Here is a 26,850-nt window from a genome sequence, read left to right as displayed (position 1 = left end):
CCTATTATATTTTTTAAGAGCGGATTTTCTCCGCTCTCTACTTATGCTTGATTAAATATAGCTTCAAATTCCTCTGCTTCAAGCTTTTCCTTTTCAAGAAGAGCTTCTGCAACTTTGTGAAGTCTATTAATATTTCCCTTTAATAGATTTTCGGCTCTATTATATGCATTTTCTATTATCCTCTTTATTTCTTTATCTATTAATGCTGCTATTTCTTCACTATAATTTCTTGTCTTACTAAAATCTCTTCCAAGGAATACTTCATCATGTCCTGTTCCAAATTCTATAGGCCCTAATGTCTCGCTCATTCCATATTCTGTAACCATCTTTCTTGCTATAGTTGTAGCTCTTTCTATATCATTCTTAGCACCAGTACTAATATCGTTTAAAACAAGCTTTTCAGCTACTCTTCCACCTAAGAGTCCAACGATTTGTTCTTCAAGTTCAGTTCTTGATGCATAATACTTATCCTCCTGCGGAAGCGATAGAGTATATCCTCCTGCTCTTCCCCTCGGTATTATGCTTATTTGATGAACAGGATCAGCATTTGGAAGAAGCTTCATTACAACTGCATGACCTGCTTCATGATATGCTGTAAGCCTTTTTTCTCTTTCACTCATAACTCTGCTTCTCTTTTCTGTACCTGCAATAACTCTTGTTATAGCTTCTTCAAGCTCATCCATTCCTATTAATTTCTTACCTCTTCTTACTGTTAGAAGAGCTGCCTCATTCATAAGGTTTTCAAGATCTGCCCCTGTAAATCCTGGAGTTCTCTTAGCAAGAACATCTAATTTTACATTTTCATCTAATGGCTTATTCTTAGAATGGACTTTTAATATCTCTTCTCTTCCTTTAACATCCGGAGTATTTACAACTATTTGCCTATCAAATCTTCCTGGTCTTAAAAGAGCAGGATCAAGTATATCAGGTCTGTTTGTAGCTGCTATTACTATAATACCTTCATTAGTACCAAATCCGTCCATTTCAACAAGGAGCTGATTAAGCGTCTGCTCTCTTTCATCATGCCCACCACCAAGTCCTGCACCTCTATGTCTTCCTACAGCATCTATTTCATCAATAAATACTATACATGGTGAATTTTTCTTAGCGTTATCGAAAAGATCCCTAACTCTTGAAGCTCCTACTCCAACAAACATCTCAACAAAGTCTGAACCACTTATACTAAAGAAAGGTACTCCAGCTTCCCCTGCTACAGCTTTTGCAAGGAGAGTTTTTCCTGTACCTGGCGGTCCAACAAGAAGTATACCTTTAGGAATCCTTGCACCAAGCTCTATATATTTTCTTGGTTGTTTTAAAAAGTCAACAACTTCTTGAAGCTCTGCCTTTTCTTCATCAGCACCAGCTACATCATTAAATGTAACCCTTTTTTTATCGTTAGTAACCAGTCTTGCACGGCTCTTTCCAAAATTCATAACCCCTTTACCTCCACCAGCTCCTTGAGATTGCTGGAGGAATATAAACCAAATAACTCCAAGCATTATTAGCATTAAAATATTTGGTATTGCAGATACCCACACTGGAAATCTCGTTGGAGGTATGAATTCCACTTGAACTTTTTCTGAATGAGTTCTATTAAAGTCATTTATATAACTTTGAAAAGCATCAATAGAACCTAAATTAGCAGTAAATGACGTACCATCTTTAAATTCGCCACTTGCATCACTGCTCTCAGAATCTACAACTATATTTTTTATGTTGTTGTTTTCAATTTCTGTTATTAGTTTTGTATAATTTATTTTAGCCTTTTTTGTTGGACCATTCCCATATAACGCTAGGGCTACAAAAAAGGCAAATATAATCAATATCCATGCACTGGCACTTTTAAAAAATGATTTTTTCATTATAGCCCCCCTTTCAGATTTAGGTCATCACTTATAGATTTTATCATATAATCTATGTATAAACAATTAACTTATTTAATACTTTTTGTAAACTTCCTCTTTAAGTATCCCTATATACGGGAGATTTCTAAACATTTCTGCATAATCAAGTCCATATCCAACAACAAAAGCATCAGGTATTTCAAATCCTATATAATCAGCCTTAATATCGACATTCCTTTTTTCTGGCTTATCAAGTAAACAACATATCTTAAGAGCCCTTGGATTTCTTGATTTTAAATATTCATAAAGATATTTTAATGTCGTACCAGTATCTATTATATCCTCAACAATTATAACATCTTTATTTTCAATATCAAAATCGAGATCTTTAAGTATTCTAACAATACCAGATGTTTTAGAGGACATACCATAACTTGATACAGCCATAAAATCCATAGTTACATTTACATTCATGCTCCTCATTAAATCGGATATAAATATTACGGATCCCTTTAAAACTCCAATTAATATTAAATCCCCATCAGGAAAGTCCTTAATAATATCATCAGCTAATTCCTTTACCCTTTTTTTAATTTTTTCTTCTGTTAATATTATTTCTTTTATTGCATTATTCATTAAAATCACTCCTTATAATCTTTATTTCAAGAATACGCAATGTGTTCTTATCTATTTTATAATTCCGCGTATCCCTTATTTTAGGTATCCATAGTATCTCATTTCCTAAGGCTATTAGGGGAAATCTATTTCTCATATCCCTTGGAATCTTTTTATCTATAAATATGTCCTTTATCTTTTTTCTACCATTCATACCTTTAGGATACATAAAATCTCCATCTTTTCGTGTCCTTACCTTTAACCCACTTTTTATTTTATCATAGTCAAAATATTTTATGAACATAGTATCTTTATAAATTTCATTCTCTCTTTCGATAACATTTGTAGATATCTCTAATCCTTCTTCATATAATATAATTTTACCTGGAATTTTAAGCTCGTATTCATAAGATTTTATCTCATTTCTTTTTCTTATTTTAAATATATCATACTCTAAAAGGCACTCAATATTATCAGGAAGTGATATACTCTTGCCGGTATCATCATTTTTTATTATTTCAATGCACTCTTCTATATGCTTACCTTCTATTCCATTGAGGTTTCCCTTAACCTGTTGTAAAATGCTTCTTATTATTCTTCTTTTTAGTGCCGTATGTAGCTCATTAAACTTTTTAATATTAAAACCATCTCTTAACTTTATTTCTTCAATATGCTTCAAAACTTCTTTTTGTATGAAATCATCCTCATCCCTTATAATTTCAGCCATTCTATATAAGTTCTCAATTATATTTGAATTAAAGTGGTTTTTCAGATAAGGAATAACCTCAAGTCTTATTCTATTTCTAACGTATATATTTTTTTTGTTTGTACTATCAATCACAGGATTTAAATTATTAGTTTTACAATATTCCTCTATCTCATCACGATTGCATTCAATAAGAGGTCTTATATATTTTCCATCCCTTACAGGCTTTATTCCCCCTAATCCACTTATACCAGAACCTCTTAAGAACCTCATTATTACAGTTTCTGCTTGATCATTCATATTATGAGCAAGAGCAATTTTATTAGCACCTACTCTTTGGGCTATCTCATTAAAAAAGCTGTATCTTATGAATCTTCCTGCTTCCTCCAATGACATTTTCATATCTTTAGCATAATTCAATACATCAAAACGTTTTAAATAAAAAGGTACCGATAGAGATTGTGATAAAATCCTTGCGTATTCCTCATCTCTTTTAGCCTCTTCACCTCTTATCATGTGATTTATATGTGCCGAATACAACTTTATATCATATAATTCTTTTAAACTATTTAAAACATGTATAAGAGCAGTAGAATCCGGTCCTCCTGAAAGCCCTATAATTATTCTGTCTCCCTTTGATATCATTCCATATTTTTCTATTGTACTTATTACTTTTTCTCTCATTTTAACACCACTTTTAATTTTATCCTTTACTCATATATATATACCAATATAACAAATTAAACTGCAAAAAAAAAGCTGGAAAATCCAGCTTTAAATATTTTTCCATATCTTTGTTACTATAACTGTCATATCATCACCTATTTCATTTCCATAGTTTTCCTTTGCCTTATGTAATATGTAATCTGCAACATCCTTTGGATTGCCACTATCGCATTTTATAATAATATCCATTAGCCATTTTTCTTTTTTGGAGCTGCTGTCAATAACCCCGTCTGAAACTGTTATAATCATATCTCCATTTTTTAGCTGGATAATTTGACTTTCAATATCTATATCATCAAGTATACCTATTGGAATACTCATGCTTTTTACTATATCAATATTCAATCCAGATTTTATAAATGTTGGTGCAGAACCTATTTTTATAAATTCTCCAATTCCACTATAAAGATCTATTAAACTCATATCAATGGTAGCAAAGCATTCATCACAAGATCTTAAAACAAGTACCGAATTTATTGCTTTAATTGCTGTATTTCTTTCAAAACCTGCTTCTATAAATTCTTCCAGTAGTGTAATTGTAGTTTTACTCTCATTTGATGCAATAGCTCCACTTCCCATACCATCACTTAATGCAACCATATATCTACCTTTGCCTATATTCCCAAAGGTATAGCTATCCCCTGATATTTTTTCCTTAGAAAGTTTAGATACTGCTGTTACAACACTGTAGTTTACAGCTTCTACAAACCTAAACTGACACATTGAGCCTTTTTTATTTATAGAACAATTAGTTGATTCTTTTTCCATGTTAACTCCAAGGGTTTTAGATATTATTTTCCCATACTCCTTACTGCATAGTTGTTTGCCTGAACAGGGTTTCCTATAGATTGTAACTTCAAACTTTCCCCTACTATTTTTTATTGCAAGCACATCATCAAATTCCAGCCCTTTCCTGTCAAGTGCAACTGCAATTTCCTCTTCTATATCATTCTTAAATTCTACTGATGTTGCTACTTCTTCCATCATCGTCCTTACAAGCTCAGAAACACCCTTTGTTTGTTCTGCAACAATTTTCCTTGAATTTATAATTTTATTTCTCCATCTATTATTTATTCTTAATATCTCAAGTAAATGATTTGCTTCTCTTGAAAGTTCAGTAGGTTTTTGGCATTTTTTCTTAAGCTCAACGGGTAAATCATCAGGCCCCACTGTGCCTTTTTTCTCAATATATCTCAGCAATTCATTATAAGAATTATATGTATAATAAAGTTCTTTATCCCAGCATAGGTTTTTTCTAACACAATTTGTACAAACCTTATAGGCAAGCTTTTCAACTAATTCATTTATCTCTGATTTCTTTGAAAGCTCATTATTTACATTTTCTTCAAGTATCTTAGAAAGTGCTGATACAGTATTAAATATATCCTTAAGTTTTAATCCTGTAACATCCTTTATCCTTTCTATATAAGACTTTTGTAATTCTATCATTCTTTTTTCCCTATCAAACATATCTGAGACCCTATCATAAACCCTTTTAGGAATTAGCATAAAAACTGCACAAGGTATTAATGTATCAAGGAATACAATATCTATATCTATAAAGTTTATTGTATATAAATAAAAAAGTATGGAAGAAGCAACAAAAGCTATACATGTAACTATTTTTCCAACTTCCCTAAATACTCCAGAAATCAAACCACAAATAGCATATATGCCAACAAATATAGGCATTTTTGCGTCAGATATACTTATCATAAATCCAATGGCAGCACCAATAGTAGCACCTGTTTCTGCCCCTTTAACATAACCCGCAAAAAGTACTAGAAAAAATCCTATAATATTTTTTAAAGACATATTAAAATATTTAATATCCCATATACCTGAAACTATACCAGAAAATAAAAGTGCAAAGCATATCAATTCTTCTTTTGAAAATACCTTCCTTTTTTTACTGTTTAAGAATGCAGGCATACCATAAGCAAATATATAGCATGATGTCAAAATCATTAATGATTCAAGTAATGCTAAAAAAAGATCATAAGCCAAAAATCCTTTTGTTATATACTTTATATGAAAGAACATGCTGCTTATCATATTAAACAAAGAAGCCAAAATAGAAATTTTTAATATTTTATTTTTGCTATCCTTTATAAAAAACATTAAAACCATTAAACATAAAAGAGTTATTACATGGCTATAAGATAAATACTCCTGGGAAGTGCTAAGATAGCCCAAGATGGATATAATCCCTAAAAGAAGAGTACTTTTTTTATCAAGAACCGTAAAAATAGCTGAAAAAAAAGCTATACCAAAGGGCATTAACGTCTTAAGCAGAAAAACCCTTGATATAAAAAACATAGCTACATATAGTAATAAGTATTGATATGCATATAGATTCAGTTTCTCCTTCTGATTAACATTATATTCCCTATCAAATCTTTTATATGATAAAGCAGCTCCTTTGTACATCATATAACCACCTCACATTTTAGATGTGAGGTTATTATATCAAATATATTCTAAATTGTTTGTCATTATGAATACATTATCTTTAAAAAAGTTATGACATTTATTAATATAATTTTATTACAAAAAATGTTCTTCGACTTAAATCTTTTTATATACTATTAAAAAGCACATAGTACAGGAGTAAAAAAAGAAGAAAAAGGTATTAAAAAAACTATGAAGCTATTTTATATGATAAATAACTTCATAGTTATAAGCATAAAAAAACACCTCAAGGTGCTGTATGTATATGGTGGCGGCGAACGGATTCGAACCGCTGACACTTCGGGTATGAACCGAATGCTCTGGCCAACTGAGCTACGCCGCCATTTGGTTGCGGGGGAAGGACTTGAACCTTCGACCTTCGGGTTATGAGCCCGACGAGCTACCAACTGCTCCACCCCGCGATATTGAATTGGTGCCGGAGACCGGGGTCGAACCGGTACGATCCTTTAGGGATCGCAGGATTTTAAGTCCTGTGCGTCTGCCTGTTCCGCCACTCCGGCTTATCGCCTTGCGACAATATAAATTATATAACTATTTTAGTTATAAGTCAACATAATTTTAAATATTTTTTTAGTTCTTAAATTGCAATAATAAATGCAACACTCTGTGAAAAATCATGTAGTATAAGGACTAAAAATAGTCAAAATAGCCTTAAATCCATCTTAATTATCAATCTATATGTCACGCAGGGGTATGTCAAGGGCTGCGTAGCAGGCGTAGCTTTACCCTTGACATACCACAAGTGGCATCTACAATATTCATAATATGATTTAGGCTATTTTTAATAATTCCTCGTAAAAAAATTTTTCAGGAGTTTTGTAATTTAGTAATTTTCGTGGGAGTGTATTCATCCAATTTTGAATTCTTTTAATGGTATCAATAGATATATCCTTTATACTCTTTCCCTTAGGGATAAAACGACGTATAAGACCATTATGTCGTTCGTTAGTTCCTCTTTCAAAAGAAGAAAAGGGATGGGTATAATATACCTCAACATCATATTTTTTAAGAATGAATTGTAAATTACTAAATTCAACTCCATTATCTGCCGTAATACTCTTGAAAATCTTTTTAAAATTATCCTTATATACTTCCATAAGTCTCTTTATAGAATCATCAACAGACTTAGCATCTTTATTATCTAAAAGCATTATTATTTCATAACGGGATTTACGTTCTGTTAAAGTTAAAAGAGCTTTATCGCCTGATTTTTTACCTATAACAGTATCTATTTCCCAATGTCCAAATTCTTGACGAGAATTAATTTGTTCAGGCCTTAAATCAATACTTTTACCTAAAAGGCGTTTGTTCTCCCTAATTCTTTTCTTTTTAGGTTTTAAATGTGTTTTTAAAGGTAAATCTATATTACGTATAGATAAAAATCCTCTATCAATATAGTTATATAAGGTCTTAGTTGAAACAATGAACTCATCTTTCCAAGAAGGATCAGTTTTGCAATAACCAACGACAGTATCAACAGACCAATTATTTTTACGGATTTTTTCTTCTGCAAATTTTATAAAGGTTTCTACTTTAGCCAATTTAATTTTTGCTCCGCAATTTGAGCGGTGATTTTTATAGACAGCTTGCCCAGTTTCAGGGAAATAACTTGAATAATAAGATAAATCACTTTTTAATTGTGATACAGTACCACGTTTAATTTCACGGCTTATAGTACTTGGACTTCGTCCTAATTTTTTAGCAATATAACGAATACTTTTACCTTCTTTAAGCAAGGCAAAAATTTCTCCACGTTCATAAGATTTCAGATGTTTAAAAGAACGTATAGGTGTGTTATAATTATTTTTATGAACCATAGTGAAAACCTCCTGTATGTTTGGATTTGTCACCTATATCATACATGATTTTCACTATGGTTTAAATATTTTTTACCTGTTGCATTTAATTATACAATGAATCATATTTTTTTAGTTAATTTTTTACATGCATTATTTATAAAAATCAGGAGGAGGCTTTATTTTAAATTTTAGAGTATATACTTTTCTCCCCTCCCCCTGCTTATATATATCTTAATCTAAGCGTCTTTTTATCTTCTTGAATATCCACCACTACGTTTTGATTCCTGATTCTTCTTTATGTCTTGAAACTTCTCTTCGCTATCCTTTAAAAACTTAGCTAACCTTTCTTCAAAGGACAGCGCAGATGTCTTTTTCTTTTCATACTCCCAATCTATCTCAATTGGCCTATTAGACTTCTTCTGCAGATTTACCTGCCTTATTGAAAGGCTTATTTTACCATCATCATCAATTCCAATTACTTTTACCTTAACCTTGTCCTTCTCTTTAAGATGTTGTCGTATGTCTTTCACATAGGTATCAGATATTTCCGAGATATGAACCAATCCTGTTTTTCCAGACAAATCTATAAAGGCACCAAAATTTGTAATATTAATTACCGTGCCCTCTAAAACGCTTCCTATTTGCAGGGTCATATTAAAAAAATTCCTCCTTAATAGTTTTTTAATATTAACATTATACATAAATTTATAACATCAGTCAATTTCTATTATTAAATTACAGAGATTTTGCCTCAAATCTCAATAAAAAGTTTTTATAGTTAATTAACTCTATTATACTTTATTTAAATTAATACATTTCATCAAATAAAACAGTTAAAGATCATATTTCTTATTTACTATGTAATATCAAAGATTGGATTCATCTACAGCTTCTATGCCTTAAAGCTATGCAAATATAAAGTATATTAATATTAATATTATTAAATTCTTACTTTTTCTTATTTCTATCTATAAATAAAATTTCTCCAGGTTTAACAAGTCCAAGTTTATCCCTTGCCAGTTTCTCAATATAATCTTCTCTTTTCATTATATTAAACTGTTCGCTTAATTGTTCATTCTGCATTTTAATCTTTGAAAGCTGGTCATCAAATTGTTTATATTCCCTATTAAGTCTATTTATAATAATTTGCTGTTTTATAAATATGGCTCCAAAGAAAACTAAAATACATATTATTATAACCAGCTCTCTTCTTTTCATATCAATTCTCCTTTGCATTTTTTAAGTTTTGTTAAGTTATATGATATTTGAATTTCATCTCTCCTTTGAGTTATCTTATATATAGCCAAAAACAAAATACCTCCGAAGGAGAGATGAAATTATGTGCAAGTCATTGAATAAAATTTCATGTCCAAGATGCCATAGTTCTAATCTTTATCGCTTTGGGAAAGACAAAGCAGGTAATCAAAAATATCAATGTAAAGACTGTAGACGTCAGTTTACTCTTGAAGATTATAAGGGTAAGAAAAATCGTGTATTGAGAGGGTATCCTCGTTGTCCTGTTTGTGGTAGTGGTACTTATTTGCACCATGATTATGAGTACTATTCCCATTATACTTGCAACTCTAAAAAATGTGGTCATTCTATTTATGTTGCAAAACCTATTAATATACCCTCTGCATCTTGTGAATTAATTAAAGGAAAGACAGATTTTAAAAGAATGAGATTTCCATTATTTTTAATTCTTACTGCACTTAACCTCTATTATCTAAATGGTTCTTCAACAAGAAGAATATCTCAATTTTTTAAACTAACCTACAATGTCAAAGTTTCTCATGTAACTATTGCATCTTGGTGCAAAAAATTTGCTCCAATTTTTCTAAGTATAGCTAATAGACTTACTGAAAATCTTGATTTAAGTGCATCTGATGAATGGCATGCCGACGAAACTGTCGTTTTTATTAATGGTAAAAAACATTATCTTTAGTTAATTATAGATTCAGAAACCAGAATGGTTCTTGGTTTTAATTTATCTCCTTCAAGAGATGCTTCTCAAGCTTTTTCCTTGTTTAAATCTGCAAGTAAGTTTGGATGTCCATCAGCTATTGTGACAGATAGATTAGGCTCATATAATCTTGCTACTAAAACTATTTTTAATTCTTCAAAACACATAAAAGTTCAATCATTTAAAGATGATATATCCAACAACTTGCTAGAAGCTTTTAATGATACATTTAAAGACTGGTATAAACGTAAAAGAGGTTTTAAATCATTTGAAAGTGCAAACACTCTAATAGCAATGTTTATTTTCCATTATAATTTTTTAAGACCTCACTATTCTTTAAACAATCTAACTCCTGCACAAGTTGCTGGTATTTTAGTTGATGAAAAAAATATTAATAACTGGCTTCTGTCTGCTTAATTCTCAAATAAACCATATATTCTTAACACACCTACATTTTAAGTTTTAAGTAGGTGCCTTCGGCATGCCTTTTTTTGATAAATCCAGTATTATCAAATTTTATTAATTTAGATTACATAAAAAAACTGTGTAATTTTGTGTAATTATACGTGTAGCTACGCTATTTTTTCATATTTACTTAACACAATCATTTTTTATATAATATTCTCTATTGTAATTAATTTTCCTTCCTAATTTTTCTTTTGTTGTTGAAAAACTTAGTTATGCCTATATTAATTTCATATATCATAACTTTAAATCCATAACTAAATAATCTTATCGGATAAAATATTAAAATAATTATTGTTCTAAAAAATTTCATTGTATAATATAATATAACTCTTAAAGTTTTTAATATAAACTTACTAATTAGTTCAAAATACAAGAATAATCCTATAATAATTCCTACAAATGTGTAATATCTAAGCTCTCCATTATTTGTAATAAAAAAAAATATAAATAATACTATAGCAGCAAAAATCCAAAACAAAAGATCTGAAAATGCAGTAATTAATCTATTGGGATTGTTAAATCCTCTTATTATCCTATATATATCAAACATTATTCCTATAATTACACCAGCAACTGTAGTAGATAAAAAATAATATATTTGAGTATTAATTGGAAGTATCATGAATACTCCTCCACAATTTTTAATAAAATCACTTAAATAACTTTTTAAAGATACTTTCTTTATTTCCTACCTCCTTTGCTGTATAAGTCATTGATAGGAATTCCCCTTCTATACACATATCCCCTGTATCCACATTTAGTTTATTCACTTTAAGGTTTTTACCCTTTATATTAAGACCTCCCATTTGAGTAAATAACACTATATTTTCCTCATTAAATGTAGCTACATTAATAACTCCAGTAATATCAACCTTTTGCCTATTTTCTATATGAACTATATGATTTTGTTGAGATTTAATAGCTTTATTTTCCATATAATCCCTCCAATCCCGTATAATAATATGCCAAAGCTTAAAAATTTATTACTTTTATTTTTAATTACTAACACAAACTCACACACTCCTCACAAAATATCCACAGACTTATCCACAGGTTGTGCATAAAAAATAGTCAAGCTTTGCTTGACTATTCAATTTCTTTTCCACTTATTATTTCATATAACTGTGAAGCATCATGCTTTAAAACATGCTCTGAAATATCTTTTACTCTTGCCTTTACTGTTCCAAAGGCATATTGAATTTCAATTATATCCCCAATTTTAACATCAGTTCCTGGCTTTGCAACCTTACCGTTTACAAAAACTTTACCTGTATCACAAACTTCTTTTGCAACAGTTCTTCTTTTTATTATCCTTGAAGTTTTTAAAAACTTATCTAATCTCATATTATCTCCCTCTAAATTGAAAAAACCAGGTACAAGACCTGATTTTTTACTTGTTTACTTTATCCTTTAATTCTTTACCTGCTTTAAATACTGGAACTTTTGATGCAGGAATTGTTATTTCTTCTAAAGTCTTTGGGTTTCTTCCCTTTCTTTCTCCTCTCTCTCTAACTTCAAATGTCCCAAAACCAACAAGTTGAACCTTGTCGTTTTTCTCTAATGCTTCTTCAACGCTTTCCATAAATGCTTTAAGCGCTTTTTCAGCATCCTTTTTTGTTAATCCACTTTTTTCTGCTATTGAAGTAATAAGATCTGCTTTGTTCACTTTAATACCCTCCTTAGTTAATCTATTAAATAGATTACAGTACTTAATTCTTCATAAGTTTAAAAAATCCTTCTTTTTGCATTACTTTTTTTTAATTTTAGCATCATTCCACAGCTTATCCATTTCATTTAATGTCATTTGTTCCAATTTCTTACCATTTTCTTCAGCTGATTTTTCAATATGCTCAAATCTTGTTATAAACTTTTCTATCGTTTTTGTCAAGGCAAATTCAGGATTTATATCTAAAAATCTTGCAACATTTACAACTGCAAACAACAAATCACCAATTTCTTCTATTATATTTTCATTATTTTGTGATTTATATACTTTTAATAATTCTTCAAGCTCCTCTTTTACTTTATCCATTGCTTCATCTACTTTGTCCCAGTCAAAACCTACTTTTGAAGCCTTTTCCTGTACCTTATAGCTTCTTAAAAGTGCAGGTAGTACTTTAGGTATTGCTCTTAAACTGTCAGTATAAGATTCTATGTTTTTTTCCTTTTGCTTTATCTTCTCCCAATTAAAAAGAACGTCTTCAGATGTCTCACAAATATCTTCTCCAAAAACATGAGTATGTCTTTTTATCATTTTATCGGTTATCCCATGTATCACATCCTTTATATCAAATTCTCCATATTCTTCTGCTATTTGGCTATGGAATACAACTTGCAACATTATATCTCCAAGTTCTTCGCAAAGTGACTCCATATCATTTTTATCTATTGCATCGATTACCTCATAAGCCTCTTCAATAAGATATCTTTTAAGACTTTCATGAGTTTGCTCCCTATCCCATGGGCATCCATTTTCACTTCTTAACTTTTTCATCACTTCAACAAGAGCATCCAAATTATATTTTTTAGGTTTATTTACTGGAGGAATATAAAGGCTTGTAAGATAATCAATCCAATCAACTCTATCAACCTCATATAAAGGTATCCTTTGTATTTTTTCAAGTTCCTTAACTCCAGCAGCTTTTATAACATATATCGGCTGCTCATCATCATAGTATTCCATAAGCTTTAATTTTACATCTGATGCAACCATTTTTGAATAAACCTGCGTAATTATATTTCCTACATTTATATCTGGCTTTTGTTTATCAAGCTGGAGTCCATCTATTATTTTTAATCCTTCTACTGGATCAACCTTAAGAGCATTTATTATTACATCAACAAAGCTCAGTGCAGGTATAACCTCAACTTCTATTCCTTTTAGTTTTGCATAATCAAGAATTAATTGTACGGATTTCTCAGCAACAAGAGGATGTCCTGGTACAGCATAAGTTACATCATTTAAAGCAACTATCTGTCTTGCTATTTCTTCATACACTTCATCAAAACTTTCACTTTGTTCATATAAACTATCAAATGTTTTAAATTTTATCCCAAGCTTTTTAATATAATCAACACAAGGATGTTTATCTGTTCTCAAGTATAGATTATTAGCATATTTTAAGACATTTATACATCTTAAAGTTAAATCTTCCCATGAACCCGGCCCTAATCCTACTATTTTTATCATTTGTACATCTCCTTTGTTATATAATTCTCTTTATTTCAGTTAAAGTTAAAGTTCTTGTTATAAATAGCATTACAAAATAGATAGCTATTCCACATAATATTGAAATTACAGTTGTTAAATTTCTTTTTAAGGTAAAATTATAGATTATAATATAGCTTAACATAACCATAAAGATCATAACAATTGTACATGTTAATGGTTTAATAAATATTTCTTTAAAATCAAAATTTACCTTTGTATATTTTACCACAAGTATAAAATCTATTAAAGCCACAATAAAATATGTTATAAGGGTTCCATAAGCTGCAGCTTTTATATTTAAAAACGGAATCGGAATAAATATTAAATTAATTGCAATTTTAATAACACTCCCTATTATCATAACACATACAGGCATTAATGTTTTACCTATACCATTAAGTATACTTGTAGATGTTTGAGCTATTATTATAAAAAACGCTGCAATTGAAAGTATTTGCATAAGATTCCATCCATCACTATAGCCCTGAAAGACTAAAAAAAGTATGGGTTCAGCAAGAGTATAAAGTCCTGCACAACAAGGTAATGCTAATATCATAGCAAGTTTATATGCCATTTTAACATCTCTTTTTATCTTTATCCTATCTCCTATTGCAAAGCTCTCAGATATTGCAGGTACTGTACTTTGAGATAAGGCAATTGAAAGGGTCAGTGGAACATTTATAAGGACAAACGCTTTACCAGTAAGCTGTCCATAAAGTATAGTTGCATACTGTTCATTAAAGCCTGCTATTTTTAAAAGCCCTATAACCATCATAGAATCAATCAATGACATTACAGCACCTATTGCCTGGCCTATAGATATAGGTATTGCAATTCTAAATATCTGCATAGCTAATATTATCTTTGATGAAGACATTTGTCTTTCCGAAAATCTTAATTTACTTTTGCAATAGCAAAACATAACCCATAAAAGCCCTGCTATAGAGCCTGCAACTGCTCCAAAAGAAGCCCCTCCAGCAGCAGTTGGTATTCCAAAGGGTAGCAATAAATATGCAAGACCAACACCTACTAATACCCTTATAATTTGTTCTATTATTTGAGATATTGCTGGAGGAACCATGTTTTGAATACCTTGAAAATAACCTCTATAAGCAGATAATATACAGGTAAAAAAAGGAGCTAAAGATATTCCAAGTAGAGAATAATAAACATCTCTGCTCCATCTTAAAGAATATATAATAGTATTAGAAAATAATATTAAAAATATGCTTGATAATCCTCCAAATAGCCCCATTATAAGTAGAGCTACTTTAAACACATTAAATGCTTCTTTTGTTTTATTTAATGCCATTCTCTCTGATATCATCTTTGAAATTGCAATAGGTATTCCTGAAGATAATCCAAGCAAAAAGGTATATAAAGGATATGTAAGCTGATATAATCCTATACCTTCTTCACCTATCATATATATAAGTGGTATTCTAAAAAAAAATCCTAAGAATTTAGCAACTATTCCTGCAATTCCAAGTATCAATGTACCTCTTACTATGTTTTTTTTCTGCATCTTTATCCTCCTACTAGCTATTTATATTCTTATAATAAAATATTAGAATTAGGAGGATTATATGCAAAACAAAAGCAGCCTATGGCTGCTATTAATAAAATTACTCCATTTGTTTACCTAAAAATACAGCTGCTGTTTCTGAAAGCTTTTTCTCCTGATCTCCCATTACAATATTTTCATCCTTTGACATTATAATTACTGCTCCAATTGCATCGCCCTCAGCTATTATTGGTGATATAACCTGGGCTGAATAAGCCGTACCATCTTCTTCATCAGCAGTTATTGCAAATCCTTTCCCTCCATCTTTTGCATTATGCATCACTGTTTTTCTTTCATTAAGTATTTTTTCAACATCGTCACTAATCCTTTTTTCCATATATTCCTTTTTGGCAGCACCTGCAACTGCTATAATTGAATCTCTATCACAAATAAGTATAGAATGACCAACAGATTGTTGAAGTGCTTCAGCATATTCCTTTGCAAAATCGCTTAATTCACCTATAGGCGAATATTTCTTTAAAATTATTCCTCCTTCACGATCAGTGAAAATTTCAAGAGGATCTCCTTCTCTAATTCTTAAAGTTCTTCTTATCTCTTTAGGTATAACGACTCTTCCTAAGTCATCGATTCTTCTTACTATACCAGTTGCTTTCATTACTTTACCTCCTTAATATTTTCATTATAATTTACCTTACTATTAATTTCTTCAAATTACAGAAAATTATACCCAAATTACAACAAAATTTCTCAAATTTTAGTATAAAAAAATACTTAGGGAAATACATCCTAAGTATTTTTCATGTTCCATTATTTATCTTGTTTTTTAAGATAGCTAAAATGACATGTTAAACAAACTCCACAAGAAGAGGGCCTTAACATATATCCACAGCCCATACATTTTTGTGTACTATATCTATAGGGGCTTCTTTCTATGCTTCTCATATCTATATTAACGTTCGTAGCATCCTTTTCTTCCACAGTATCTGCTCCTTTCATTTCACTATTCATACCATGCATCTCCTGTGTATTTTTATTCATTTTATAATATTATTATAACTTAATATATTATTTTAATCAAGTATTTATTCATGTTTTATGATTATTTATCCAAATGTTTTATATAAAATTGCTTTTATAAGCTTACCTTGCCTAATATAATTAAAACAATCATTATAATAGACACTAAAATTAACAGTAATATTGCAATTTTCTCAGATGTATTGAATTTTTCATCTTTTTCTCTTTTAGCAATAAAATAAACAAACAATCCTATAGTATAGATTATAATCGCTAAGCCAAAATACATTAATCCAACTGTATATATCACATAAATAGAATATATTATTGCTAATATTGAAACAATGGTTTCCCAGGCTTTAGCTTTTTCATTTAAACATATTTTAATAGCATATAGTGATGATAGTAAATATGGTAAAAGGTAAACTGTAGTTGCTAAGGTATAAGCTATATCATAGGCACTTTGAAGCCTTTCAGATAAAAGTCCAAATATAAAAATAAAAGTAACTAAATTTGTAAGCCTCAACGAATTAATTGGTACGCCAGCTGCATTTTCTTTCTCAAACCATTTAGGCATTACGTTATCCTTTGCTGCAACAAAAGGAAGTTCCGCAGTTAAAAGTATCCAACTGATAAGTGCTCCTAATACAGAAACAATAACTCCAAGCCTTACAATTATCCCCCCAACATTTCCAAGAGCTGTAGCTGCTAAAACATCAGCAAGAGGTGTACCTGCATTTGCAAGCCTATCTGGTGTAACAACTCCCATTGCAACAATTGATATAAGCATATATATTATAAGTGTTATAAAAAATCCAAGTATAGTAGCTTTCCCAACAGTTTTTTGATCCGTCGCCCTTGTTGACATAACAACAGCAGCCTCAATACCTATAAAACACCAAAGTATTGTACTCATAGCACCATTTATTTGATTGTAAAGATTCGTACTTTCTTTAGTTGCAGCAAGGATATTTTCCCAATATGGAACATTAAATATATCCCACTTCCAAACAAATATCCCAAACAAAATAACAAGTATAAGGGGAATAATTTTTGCAATTGTAAAGAATGCATTTATAACACTGGCATCTTTTATTCCACGGCTAATGACATAATGATATAAAAATAGTAACACAGAACCAAGTATAAATGAAACAACAGGCTTAAGCCCCTGCCCTTCAGGAAAGAAACTGTTAATTGTTTTAAATAGTAAGAATATGAATGCAACATTACCTATTACTGCACTAAACCAATATCCCCAAGCAGAGCTAAAACCAACAAGATCTCCAAATCCTTCTCTTGCGTAAGAATAAATACCACCTTTAAGCTCTGGCTTCTTATTAGCAAGCATCTGAAAAACTAAAGCAAGCATTAAAACGCCAAAACCTCCTAAAAGCCATGCAATAACTGTTGTCTGAGGGTTTGCACTTTTAATCAAACCTGTAGGACTATCAAATATTCCAGCACCTATCATAGAACCTATAGCAAGTCCTGTAAGTAGAAATAAGCCTAATTTTTTTTCTTTTTTCACTAAAAACCCTCCTAAAATTTATTTAAAATGCTATAAATAAACTTAATATTATCTTTATTTTTTGCAGAATGAAATAAATTATATATTTAATATATCTCTATCTTTATTATACATTGATTGCATAAACTGTGAACTACCCCAACTTTACAAAGTGGGCAACTTATGTTGCTGATTATGTTAAAATTTATTTTTGATTATTATATTTTACATAAAAAAAGACTGCTCACGGCAGTCTTATAATCTATCTGTATATTTTTTAATGCTAATTTTCTTTTCCCATTCTTGTACAAGTTTTTGGAATTTGTCAGATTTTTTCTGTTCAATAAGTATATTGCTTATCTCACTTTTAACTTTCTCAAGTGGAACCATTGGATATTCAGTCTTTTTATTTACCTTAATAATGTGATATCCAAACTGGCTTTTTACTGGGGAGCTAATCTTTCCTACGGGGAGTGCTATTGCTGCAAGCATGAAATTATTATCATAATTTTTATCATTGTAATAAATATCTCCTAGCTCTCCGCCTTTATCCTTTGAACCAGGATCAGTACTATATTTTTTTGCAGCATCTTCAAACTTTAATCCTTTATCTATCTCTTCTTTAACTTTTTTTGCCTCTTCCTCAGTATTTACAAGTATATGTGAAACATTCATAACATTTGGCTTTTCTGTATAATCATAAGCATTTTCATGATAATAGTTATTAATTTCTTCATCTGTAGCTTTTATATCTTTTGTTTGATTGTCATAAAGTTTTTCAAAGATTATACTATTCTTTACAAGTTCCTTATAATCATCTATTGTAATCTTTAACTTTGATAACTGATCATTAAATTTTTTCTCATCTCCATAGGCTTTAATAGCCTCATCTATTTGCTTTTGAACTTCATCATTTAAAGATTTTTCATCAGGAACTACGTTTAATTCCTTTGCTTTTTGAAGATAAACTTTTTCTTCAACCATCTGATCCAGAAGCTTTTCTTTTATTTCCTTTAAATATTCTGCATTCTCCTTCTTATCAAAGAATCCCTCACCATAATATGATTCATATCTTGTTTTTTCAAGAGACAACCTTTTATCAAAATCACCTCTCGTAATTTTTTCGTTACCTACTTTAGCTACAACAGTATTTTTTATACCCTCTGGAGTTTTTGCAATTAAATCACATCCCGTAAGACCTACTAAAAACGTTAGAAATAGAACAATAGCTATTGACCTTTTTATTTTCCCCACTTTCATCCCTCTCTCTCTCTTAGCATATAAATTATTATAAACTATTTATCTATATTATGCAAATCACAGATCAGTTCCAAAAATTTCTTTAATGTATTTATAATTAGTGTGTTATTTTGAACTTTAAATTTAATAATTGGCTCAGTAGTACTTCCATAGCTTAAAATTTTATCAAGCTTTTCATTTACATCTCTTAATACATCTATTTGTATGATGTCTGCATCTTTAAAATGCACATAAACCTCCTTGTTCACCTGCTTTATATTTATTATCCTAAGTTTTTTACCTATAGATTTAATATAGGCTATATTTATAAGATTTTCTACAGGTTGTGGTATATCTCCAAATCTATCTACTATCTCCTCTTCAACTTCAACTTTATCCTCAATACTTTCAATCGAAGCTATCTTTTTATATATTTCTATTTTAACCATTTCATCGCCAATGAACTTATCTGGTATATAAGCATCCACTGTAAGCTCTATAGAAGTTTCAGTATACTCATCCTTAATATCTCCTTTTATTTCCCTTACAGCTTCCTCAAGAAGTCTACAGTATAAATCATAGCCCACCGCTACCATGTGGCCATGTTGTTGCGTTCCTAAAAGGTTACCAGCTCCTCTTATTTCAAGATCTCTCATTGCAATTTTAAACCCGGAACCAAACTCCGTAAATTCCTTTATTGCCTTAAGCCTTTTTTCAGCAACTTCAGTAAGTATTTTATCTTTTCTATAGGTAAAATATGCAAAAGCAAGCCTATTAGAGCGGCCAACCCTTCCTCTTAGCTGGTATAGTTGTGACAAACCCATTTTATCAGCATCATATACTATAAGAGTATTTACATTAGGCATATCTATACCAGTTTCAATTATAGTAGTACAAAGGAGTATATCTCCTTCTCCAGATATAAAACTCAATATAGCTTCTTCCAACTCCTTTTCATCCATTTTACCGTGAGCAATGATTATTTTAGCCTCAGGAATAATTTTCGTTAATGCTGCCTGCATGTCCTTTATAGTTTCAACTCTATTATATACAAAAAATACCTGTCCACCTCTTGAAATTTCCCTTAAAATTGCATCTTTAACTATATTCTCATTGTACTCCATCACATAAGTTTGAACAGGATACCTCTCTTCAGGAGGTGTTTCTATTATACTCATGTCCCTAACTCCAATCATAGACATATGAAGAGTTCTGGGTATAGGAGTTGCAGTTAAAGTAAGAACATCAATATTCTTTTTTAAAAGTTTTATCTTCTCCTTATGAGAAACACCAAATCTTTGTTCTTCATCGATTATTAAAAGCCCAAGGTCTTTAAATTTAACATCCTTTTGTAAAAGTCTATGGGTACCTATTATTATATCTATATTCCCTACATGAAGATCCGAAAGAGTTTTCTTCTGCTGCTCTCTATTTCTGAACCTGCTTATCATATCAATACTTACAGGAAAATCCATAAACCTTTGTTTAAAGTTATTATAGTGCTGCTCTGCAAGAATTGTAGTTGGAACAAGCACTGCAACTTGCTTCCCATCCATAACAGCTTTAAATGCCGCTCTCATTGCAACTTCTGTCTTTCCATATCCCACATCACCACAAAGAAGTCTATCCATAGGCTGTGGCTTTTCCATATCCTTTTTTATTTCTTCTATGGCTGCTATCTGATCAGGAGTCTCTTGGTATGGGAACTCATCTTCAAACTGCTTTTGCCATGGTGTATCCTTTGAGAAAGCATATCCTTTTATAGTTTTTCTTACCGCATAAAGTTCTATAAGGTTTTCTGCCATCTCTCTTAGTGATTCTTTAACCTTTTTCTTAGTTTTTGCCCATTCGCTTCCTCCAAGCTTATAAACCTTTGGAGGCTCATCATCTGCACCAATATATTTTTGAACCATATCAAGCTGCTCAACTGGTACATACAGAGTATCTCCTCCCTGATATTGAAGAAGAAGATAATCTTTTTTTATGCCGTCTATTACAAGCTGTGTGATTCCCTTATATATTCCAATACCATGGTTTACATGAACAACATAATCTCCAACTTTTAAGTCTGTAAAGCTTTGTATTTTCCCTGCTTTTTTTGCAAAAGTTCCCTTTCTTTTAGTCTTTTCCTTAAAAAACTCTTTGTCTGATATAACAATCAATTTTTTATCAGGGAATTCCATTCCTCGGCTTAGGCTACCTGATGTTACAACAACCTTTCCCTCTCTTAATTCATCTACTTCTTCAACATACAATGCATCTATTTCTTCTTCTTTTAAGCTTTTTGCAAGCCTTTCTGCCCTACTCGAAGTCCCAGCCATAATAAGTATGCTGTATCTATTCTTGATTTTACTCTTTATTTCATTTATTAAAAATTCTATATTACCAGATAAAGGATTCATTGAAATAGCATTGAAGTTAACAACCGATAAAGGTTTTATATCATCAACAACTCGTGGCAACATATTTAGAGCTATAATTTTATTCTTATTAATGGAATTAATTATATATTCTGGTGGAAAGAAGTACTCTCCCTGCAGTGGCATTACATCTCCTTTATCAAGCATTGACTTAAACGTATCCTCGAACTCTTCATATCCTGTGTTTATCCTTTGCACTATTCTCCCTGATTCATCAAGTATAACGATAGGGTTATCAAAATAATCTATAAAAAAATTTGAAGAATTATATAGATATAGCATATAGCTATCTATACCTTCAAAGTATCTAAAATTCTTAAGTTTTTCTATATTTTCTTTTACTCTTACTCTTAATCTCTCTGCTGCCTCTTTGTTTTTCTTTGAATAAGATTTGTATTTTAATTCAAAATCCTTTTCTATATTACTTACAATGGCTTGTATTCTATCTGAGTCTATTATTGTTTCTCTTGCTGGATATATTAAAGCACTATCAACCTTATTTTTACTTCTTTGGCTTACTACATCAAAGGTTCTTATAGTATCAATCTCATCCCCGAAAAACTCTATTCTATAAGGTTCATCATTTAAAGGTGAAAATATATCAATTATTCCTCCCCTTTGAGCAAACTGACCACTACCCTCTACTATTTCAACTCTTTCATATCCAAGATCTATAAGCTTAGTTGCCAGGGATAATATTTCAATTGAATCGTTAGGTTTTAAAGTAAATGTATTTTTTATGAATATGTTTTTAGGTGGCATATTATAAAATATTGCATCAACAGAGGCAACAACTATAATAGGTTCCCCAGATAATATTTTATATATGGTCTTTAGCCTTTCTATCTTTACTTCACCAGAAGTAACATCAACATTAAAAACCATTTCTCTAATTGGCAGATAATAACATTTATCTGTAAATATCTTTATATCATCGTATATTTTCCTTGCTTCTATATCATTATGTGTAAGTATTAATGTTTGTCTTTGAGTATCATCAAAAAGGCAGCATGAAATATAGGCCTTTTGTGACTCAGAAAGGCCATGAATTTGACATGGAGTTTTTCCTGTATTTAATGAAGACAATATAATTTCATATTCTTCATGTTTTTTAAAAACGTCATTTAAGCCTTTAAATCTCAAAAATCCACCCCCTTTATCAACATTACATTCCTAATTTCTATTCTTTACCTACAATAAGAGAATTATACTTATTCATGGAATATTGTATTCCATTTTTTATTATATCAATTATAGCATCTCCAGCTACTTGTATAATATCTTGAAGTATTTCCCTTTCATTTTCGGAAAAACTTCCAAGAACATGAGATATCATATTCTTATTTGCAGCCCCTATACCTACTCTAATGCGTGGAAACTCATTACTATTAAGCTGATATATTATACTTTTCATACCATTATGTCCCGCATCGCTTCCTGAAGGTCTTATCCTTATTTTCCCAAACATAATATCCACATCATCGTAAACTACAATAAGATTTGAAAGGGGAATTTTGTAAAAATCTACAGCCTCTCTTATGCTATCCCCACTTAAATTCATATAGGTTGAAGGTTTTAAAAATATTATCTTTTCATTTTCTATCACGCATTCTCCAGTTAATCCTTTAAATTTTATTTTTGATATATTAAAATCAAGCTTTTTAGCTAAAAAATCTAAAACCATAAATCCAATGTTATGCCTTGTATTTTCATATTCCTTACCAGGATTTCCAAGTCCAGCAACAATATACATAAAAACACTCCTTCTATTTAAATAACATATATTAGTATATCATAAAGGGTTTATTTAAAAAAGAAAAAGCCCTGTGGCCTCGGATTGTTAATAAACATGTACTAAATCAATAATTAGTGTTTTAAAATTTAATATAACCCTCATGAATCTAATAACCAATTTAGAGCTTTTTAATAAAATGTCTAATTGGCTATTAGATTCATGAGGGCCTCTTCTTTACAAAAGTTTTAATACTTAAAAGCCCAAAAGTCTTATCTTCCATTTGAATCTTGAAGCTTTATCTGTATATTTTGATAACTTCCATTACGATATATCTTTAATGTTACTACATCTCCTACTTTGTGCTTTGAAAGAACTTCTATTAATGTTTCAGAACTGTCGATACTAACTTTATCGAAGGCAACAATTATATCTCCAGGCAATATACCTGCTTTTTCTGCTGCCCCTCCTTTTACAGTCCTGGCTACATAGACTCCAACCGGAATTCCATTTTCATTTGCTGTATCTTCATCAATAAACTGATATTCAATCCCTATATATGGCCTTGAAACATAACCATTTTTCATAAGAGCTTGAATTATAGGAATTGCTTCATTTATTGGAATTGCAAAGCCCATACCCTCTGCGTCAACGTTTTTTAATGTATTTATACCTATAATCTCTCCAGCAACATTACATAAAGCTCCTCCACTGTTACCTGGGTTTATCGAAGCGTCAGTCTGAATAAGCTTATACATCTTTCCATCAAGATAAAGCTTTCTATTAACAGCACTTACAACTCCTACAGTTACTGAACCTGCAAATTCTTCCCCTAAAGGATTGCCAATTGCAATCGCTGTATCTCCAACCCTAACTTTAGATGAATCTCCAAATTTTGCAACTGGTAGGTTTTGCGCATTAACTTTAAGCACTGCAAGATCACTTCTAACATCACTTCCTATAATCTGTGCGGGAAGTTTTTTACCTCCTGGAAGAGTAACTGTTACATTAGTTGCTCCGTCTATTACATGTTCATTAGTTACTATATACCCTGATTTGTCAAATATAATACCAGAGCCACTACCTTGAAGAGCTGTTCCTCCACCCCATGTCCTAACATTATTATTAACTCCCACAATTGTAGGTCCAACTTGGTCTGCAACATTGTTTATTGAATTCTTTGGTATATCAGACGTCTGAGTATTTTGAGATAAACTTTTTACACTATTCTTTATATTTCCTTCATAAACATATTCATTTTCATAATTTTTCTTCACATAGTATCCACCAAGAATACCTCCTATTGAAGCAGAAAAAAACACGATTAGTATAATTCCTAAAAACCTCATAAACTTTTTAGGCTTTCTTTCTTCAACAAATCTTACTCCACTTTCCCATGAGTTATGATTATAATCCATAATAGCACCTCCTTGCATCTTTAATTTAATTATAAAAGTGCTTTTTTAAAAAAGTATGAACTATTATTGAAAATATTAATAATTAAGCTAAACTTAATGTAAAAGTAAATTTAGTCCCCCATTCACCTGACTCTACCCATACAGTTTGCTTATGCTGGTTTATTATTTGCCTTACAATAGAAAGCCCAAGTCCTGTACCACCACCCTTAGATCGTGCCTTGTCAACTTTATGGAATCTATCCCAAATATATGCTATTTCATCCTTTGGAATAGCAGGACCATTATTATATACACTAACAAGAAGCCTGTCTTCTTTTATTGCTGTACGTATTTCAATTACTCCTCCTTCTGGAGTAAATTTAATAGCATTATCTACAAGGTTTGTTATAACCTGATCAATCCTATCTCTATCACCTTTTACTTTTATTTTATTTCCTGTTAAAACTACATCGACATTTATCTTTTTCTTGTTAATCTTGTCTTCAAACTTAATTATCCTCTGCCTTATAAGTTCATTTATATCAAAAACGCCAATAGTAAGTGAAAATTCTCCTGACTCAAGCCTTGCAAGATCCAATAAGTCATTTATAAGTCTAATTAGCCTTTTTATCTCATCATGAACTATATTTAAATAATAAGCTGTCTTCTCCTTTGGTATTGTTCCATCAAGAATTCCAGACAAAAAACCGTTTATTGATGTCATAGGAGATCTTAATTCATGAGATATATTTGCAATAAAGCTCCTTCTCATCTTTTCAAGATTTTCTAAGGAATCTGCCATGTAGTTAAAGGATTTTGCCAAATCCCCTATCTCATCATCAGATGTCAAATTAACTCTTCTTTCAAATTCCCCCTTTGATATTAGCTTTGCTGTTTCATTTATTTTATCAAGAGGTTTTATAAGTATCCTTTCCGAAAAATAGTATATTATAAATGCAGAAATCAATATTGCAAAAAAAGCAGACATCCATATAACAAAGAATACTCTTTTTAAGGCACTTTTTATTTCATTTAAAGGCGAGTGTAAAAATACAACACTTCGAACCTGATCATCTATTATAATTGGCATCCCTACTGTAAGCATAGGGGTTGTAAACATGCCTCTAAAACTTCCTGTTTTAACTATTATATTTCTTTTTCTAACTTCATCTATTTCAGCATTAGTTATTTGTTTACCTGTTATTTTATCCGTTTCATCGCCAGAATATCCATAAATATATCCATAATTATCGATTACCCATATTCTGGCATTTAAAAGCCTATCAATAACAGACAATTCATATTTTAACCTTGAAGCATCTGTCTTTCCATGTATATAATTAGAAACTATAGTATTAAGGTTTATTCCTTCTCTTATAAGTTCATTAGTTTTTTGATCTTTGTAGTAGTTATAAAACCAAAAAGATAAAAAAACTGCAATAAGGCTATAGGATATTACAAGTATTATAAAATACGTAGTAATTAACTTTGTATAAAGGCTTTTTTTCATTTATTTCACCTCAAATTTATATCCTACTCCCCAAACGGTTTTAATCTGCCATTCTCTATTATCTGGAAGCTTTTCCCTAAGACGCTTTACATGAACATCAACTGTTCTTGAATCTCCAGGGTAATCATAGCCCCAAACCTCATAAAGAAGCTGATCCCTTGTAAAAACTTTATTAGGATTCGATGCAAGAAAATACAAAAGCTCAAACTCCTTAGGGGGCATCTCCATATCCTCACCTTTATATTTTACAATATAAGAATCTGCATCTATTATAAGATCTGAAAACTCAAGAGCTCTTTTTTGAGTCTGTGGTTTGTATCTTCTTAATACAGCCTTAATTCGTGCAACAAGCTCCTTAGGCTCAAAAGGCTTAACAATGTAATCGTCTGCACCAAGCTCAAGTCCTAAAACTCTATCAAATGTTTCTCCTTTTGCTGTAAGCATTAAAACTGGAATTGAAGAAGTTTTTCTTATCTCCTTTAAAGTTTCATATCCATCCATTTGAGGCATCATTATATCAAGTACAATAACATCTACCATCTTATCCTTAAATATTTTTATTGCTTCAGAACCATTATAGGCTTTATATACCTTATATCCTTCCTTTTGGAGATAAAGTTCTATTAAATCACAAATATTAGTGTCATCATCTACTATTAATACCTTTGTTTCAACCATTATAACCCTCCTAATCTT

21 protein-coding genes, 3 tRNA genes and 2 pseudogenes are annotated in these 26,850 nt (G+C 30.7%); 1 reads left to right on the top strand and 25 read right to left on the bottom strand.

What is annotated here, in order from left to right:
- Nucleotides 1-41 precede the first annotated feature (41 nt).
- The 10 genes from ftsH to FDN13_RS08610 all read right to left on the bottom strand — a co-directional run bounded on the left by ftsH (nt 42) and on the right by FDN13_RS08610 (nt 9,380).
- The gene (gene ftsH / locus FDN13_RS08655; RefSeq protein ID WP_138979830.1) at nt 42-1,862 is read right to left on the bottom strand and encodes an ATP-dependent zinc metalloprotease FtsH; all 1,821 of its coding nucleotides are present in this window, start codon (nt 1,860-1,862) and stop codon (nt 42-44) included.
- A gap of 75 nt (nt 1,863-1,937) precedes the next feature.
- Entirely contained in the window at nt 1,938-2,489 is a 552-nt protein-coding gene (hpt, locus tag FDN13_RS08650) for a hypoxanthine phosphoribosyltransferase (RefSeq protein WP_256372261.1), read from the bottom strand.
- A complete protein-coding gene (gene tilS / locus FDN13_RS08645; RefSeq protein ID WP_138979828.1) occupies nt 2,473-3,849 on the bottom strand; it encodes a tRNA lysidine(34) synthetase TilS in 1,377 nt (458 codons plus the stop codon). Before tilS ends, hpt begins: the two co-directional genes overlap by 17 nt.
- 90 nt (nt 3,850-3,939) lie before the next feature.
- Nucleotides 3,940-6,324: a stage II sporulation protein E gene (gene spoIIE, locus FDN13_RS08640; RefSeq protein ID WP_138979827.1), complete on the bottom strand. Its 2,385-nt coding sequence runs from the start codon at nt 6,322-6,324 to the stop codon at nt 3,940-3,942.
- Nucleotides 6,325-6,608: 284 nt separating this feature from the next.
- Nucleotides 6,609-6,685 (bottom strand) — tRNA-Met (locus tag FDN13_RS08635).
- A gap of 3 nt (nt 6,686-6,688) precedes the next feature.
- A tRNA-Met gene (locus tag FDN13_RS08630) sits at nt 6,689-6,764 on the bottom strand.
- A gap of 9 nt (nt 6,765-6,773) precedes the next feature.
- Nucleotides 6,774-6,863 (bottom strand) — tRNA-Leu (locus FDN13_RS08625).
- Between the two features lie 270 nt (nt 6,864-7,133).
- Nucleotides 7,134-8,180 (bottom strand): IS30 family transposase, encoded by a 1,047-nt coding sequence (locus tag FDN13_RS08620; RefSeq protein ID WP_138978399.1) that lies wholly within the window; start codon nt 8,178-8,180, stop codon nt 7,134-7,136.
- Nucleotides 8,181-8,410: 230 nt separating this feature from the next.
- Nucleotides 8,411-8,815, bottom strand: coding sequence for a S1 domain-containing RNA-binding protein (locus FDN13_RS08615; RefSeq protein WP_138979826.1), 405 nt, complete (start codon nt 8,813-8,815; stop codon nt 8,411-8,413).
- A 295-nt stretch (nt 8,816-9,110) separates the two neighbouring features.
- On the bottom strand, nt 9,111-9,380 hold the full coding sequence (locus tag FDN13_RS08610; protein WP_168190121.1) for an FtsB family cell division protein: 270 nt from the start codon (nt 9,378-9,380) through the stop codon (nt 9,111-9,113).
- 121 nt (nt 9,381-9,501) lie between these two features.
- On the opposite strand from FDN13_RS08610, the pseudogene FDN13_RS08605 reads away from it, so the two are divergent.
- Nucleotides 9,502-10,542, top strand: a pseudogene (locus FDN13_RS08605) (IS6 family transposase).
- Between the two features lie 217 nt (nt 10,543-10,759).
- Here FDN13_RS08605 and yabQ read toward each other — a convergent pair.
- The 15 genes and pseudogenes from yabQ to FDN13_RS08530 all read right to left on the bottom strand — a co-directional run bounded on the left by yabQ (nt 10,760) and on the right by FDN13_RS08530 (nt 26,832).
- Complete coding sequence (gene yabQ, locus FDN13_RS08600) at nt 10,760-11,215, bottom strand: spore cortex biosynthesis protein YabQ (RefSeq protein ID WP_138979824.1); 456 nt, start codon at nt 11,213-11,215, stop codon at nt 10,760-10,762.
- Between the two features lie 28 nt (nt 11,216-11,243).
- A complete protein-coding gene (yabP, locus tag FDN13_RS08595; RefSeq protein ID WP_138979823.1) occupies nt 11,244-11,528 on the bottom strand; it encodes a sporulation protein YabP in 285 nt (94 codons plus the stop codon).
- Nucleotides 11,529-11,679: 151 nt separating this feature from the next.
- Nucleotides 11,680-11,949 (bottom strand): annotated as a pseudogene (locus FDN13_RS08590) (RNA-binding S4 domain-containing protein); the annotation flags it as partial.
- A 34-nt stretch (nt 11,950-11,983) separates the two neighbouring features.
- Nucleotides 11,984-12,259: an HU family DNA-binding protein gene (locus FDN13_RS08585; RefSeq protein ID WP_138979821.1), complete on the bottom strand. Its 276-nt coding sequence runs from the start codon at nt 12,257-12,259 to the stop codon at nt 11,984-11,986.
- 81 nt (nt 12,260-12,340) lie between these two features.
- Nucleotides 12,341-13,783: a nucleoside triphosphate pyrophosphohydrolase gene (gene mazG, locus FDN13_RS08580; protein WP_138979820.1), complete on the bottom strand. Its 1,443-nt coding sequence runs from the start codon at nt 13,781-13,783 to the stop codon at nt 12,341-12,343.
- A 16-nt stretch (nt 13,784-13,799) separates the two neighbouring features.
- Entirely contained in the window at nt 13,800-15,329 is a 1,530-nt protein-coding gene (locus tag FDN13_RS08575; RefSeq protein WP_138979819.1) for a putative polysaccharide biosynthesis protein, read from the bottom strand.
- 100 nt (nt 15,330-15,429) lie between these two features.
- Nucleotides 15,430-15,984, bottom strand: a complete 555-nt coding sequence (gene spoVT, locus FDN13_RS08570) for a stage V sporulation protein T (RefSeq protein ID WP_138979818.1) — start codon at nt 15,982-15,984, stop codon at nt 15,430-15,432.
- A 152-nt stretch (nt 15,985-16,136) separates the two neighbouring features.
- Nucleotides 16,137-16,337 (bottom strand): hypothetical protein, encoded by a 201-nt coding sequence (locus FDN13_RS08565; protein ID WP_138979817.1) that lies wholly within the window; start codon nt 16,335-16,337, stop codon nt 16,137-16,139.
- Between the two features lie 124 nt (nt 16,338-16,461).
- A complete protein-coding gene (locus FDN13_RS08560; protein WP_138979816.1) occupies nt 16,462-17,877 on the bottom strand; it encodes a basic amino acid/polyamine antiporter in 1,416 nt (471 codons plus the stop codon).
- A gap of 234 nt (nt 17,878-18,111) precedes the next feature.
- The gene (locus FDN13_RS08555; RefSeq protein WP_168190120.1) at nt 18,112-19,110 is read right to left on the bottom strand and encodes a peptidylprolyl isomerase; all 999 of its coding nucleotides are present in this window, start codon (nt 19,108-19,110) and stop codon (nt 18,112-18,114) included.
- Between the two features lie 41 nt (nt 19,111-19,151).
- A complete protein-coding gene (gene mfd, locus FDN13_RS08550; protein ID WP_138979814.1) occupies nt 19,152-22,658 on the bottom strand; it encodes a transcription-repair coupling factor in 3,507 nt (1,168 codons plus the stop codon).
- Between the two features lie 37 nt (nt 22,659-22,695).
- Nucleotides 22,696-23,268, bottom strand: a complete 573-nt coding sequence (pth, locus tag FDN13_RS08545; RefSeq protein WP_138979813.1) for an aminoacyl-tRNA hydrolase — start codon at nt 23,266-23,268, stop codon at nt 22,696-22,698.
- A gap of 251 nt (nt 23,269-23,519) precedes the next feature.
- Nucleotides 23,520-24,665, bottom strand: a complete 1,146-nt coding sequence (locus tag FDN13_RS08540; RefSeq protein ID WP_138979812.1) for a S1C family serine protease — start codon at nt 24,663-24,665, stop codon at nt 23,520-23,522.
- Nucleotides 24,666-24,747: 82 nt separating this feature from the next.
- Nucleotides 24,748-26,154 (bottom strand): sensor histidine kinase, encoded by a 1,407-nt coding sequence (locus FDN13_RS08535; RefSeq protein ID WP_138979811.1) that lies wholly within the window; start codon nt 26,152-26,154, stop codon nt 24,748-24,750.
- Entirely contained in the window at nt 26,155-26,832 is a 678-nt protein-coding gene (locus FDN13_RS08530) for a response regulator transcription factor (RefSeq protein ID WP_138979810.1), read from the bottom strand.
- Nucleotides 26,833-26,850: the final 18 nt, after the last annotated feature.

Origin of the sequence: Caloramator sp. E03, assembly GCF_006016075.1 — a bacterium.
GTDB lineage: Bacteria > Bacillota > Clostridia > Clostridiales > Caloramatoraceae > Caloramator_B.
This window is presented reverse-complemented; position numbering and strand designations above follow the sequence as displayed.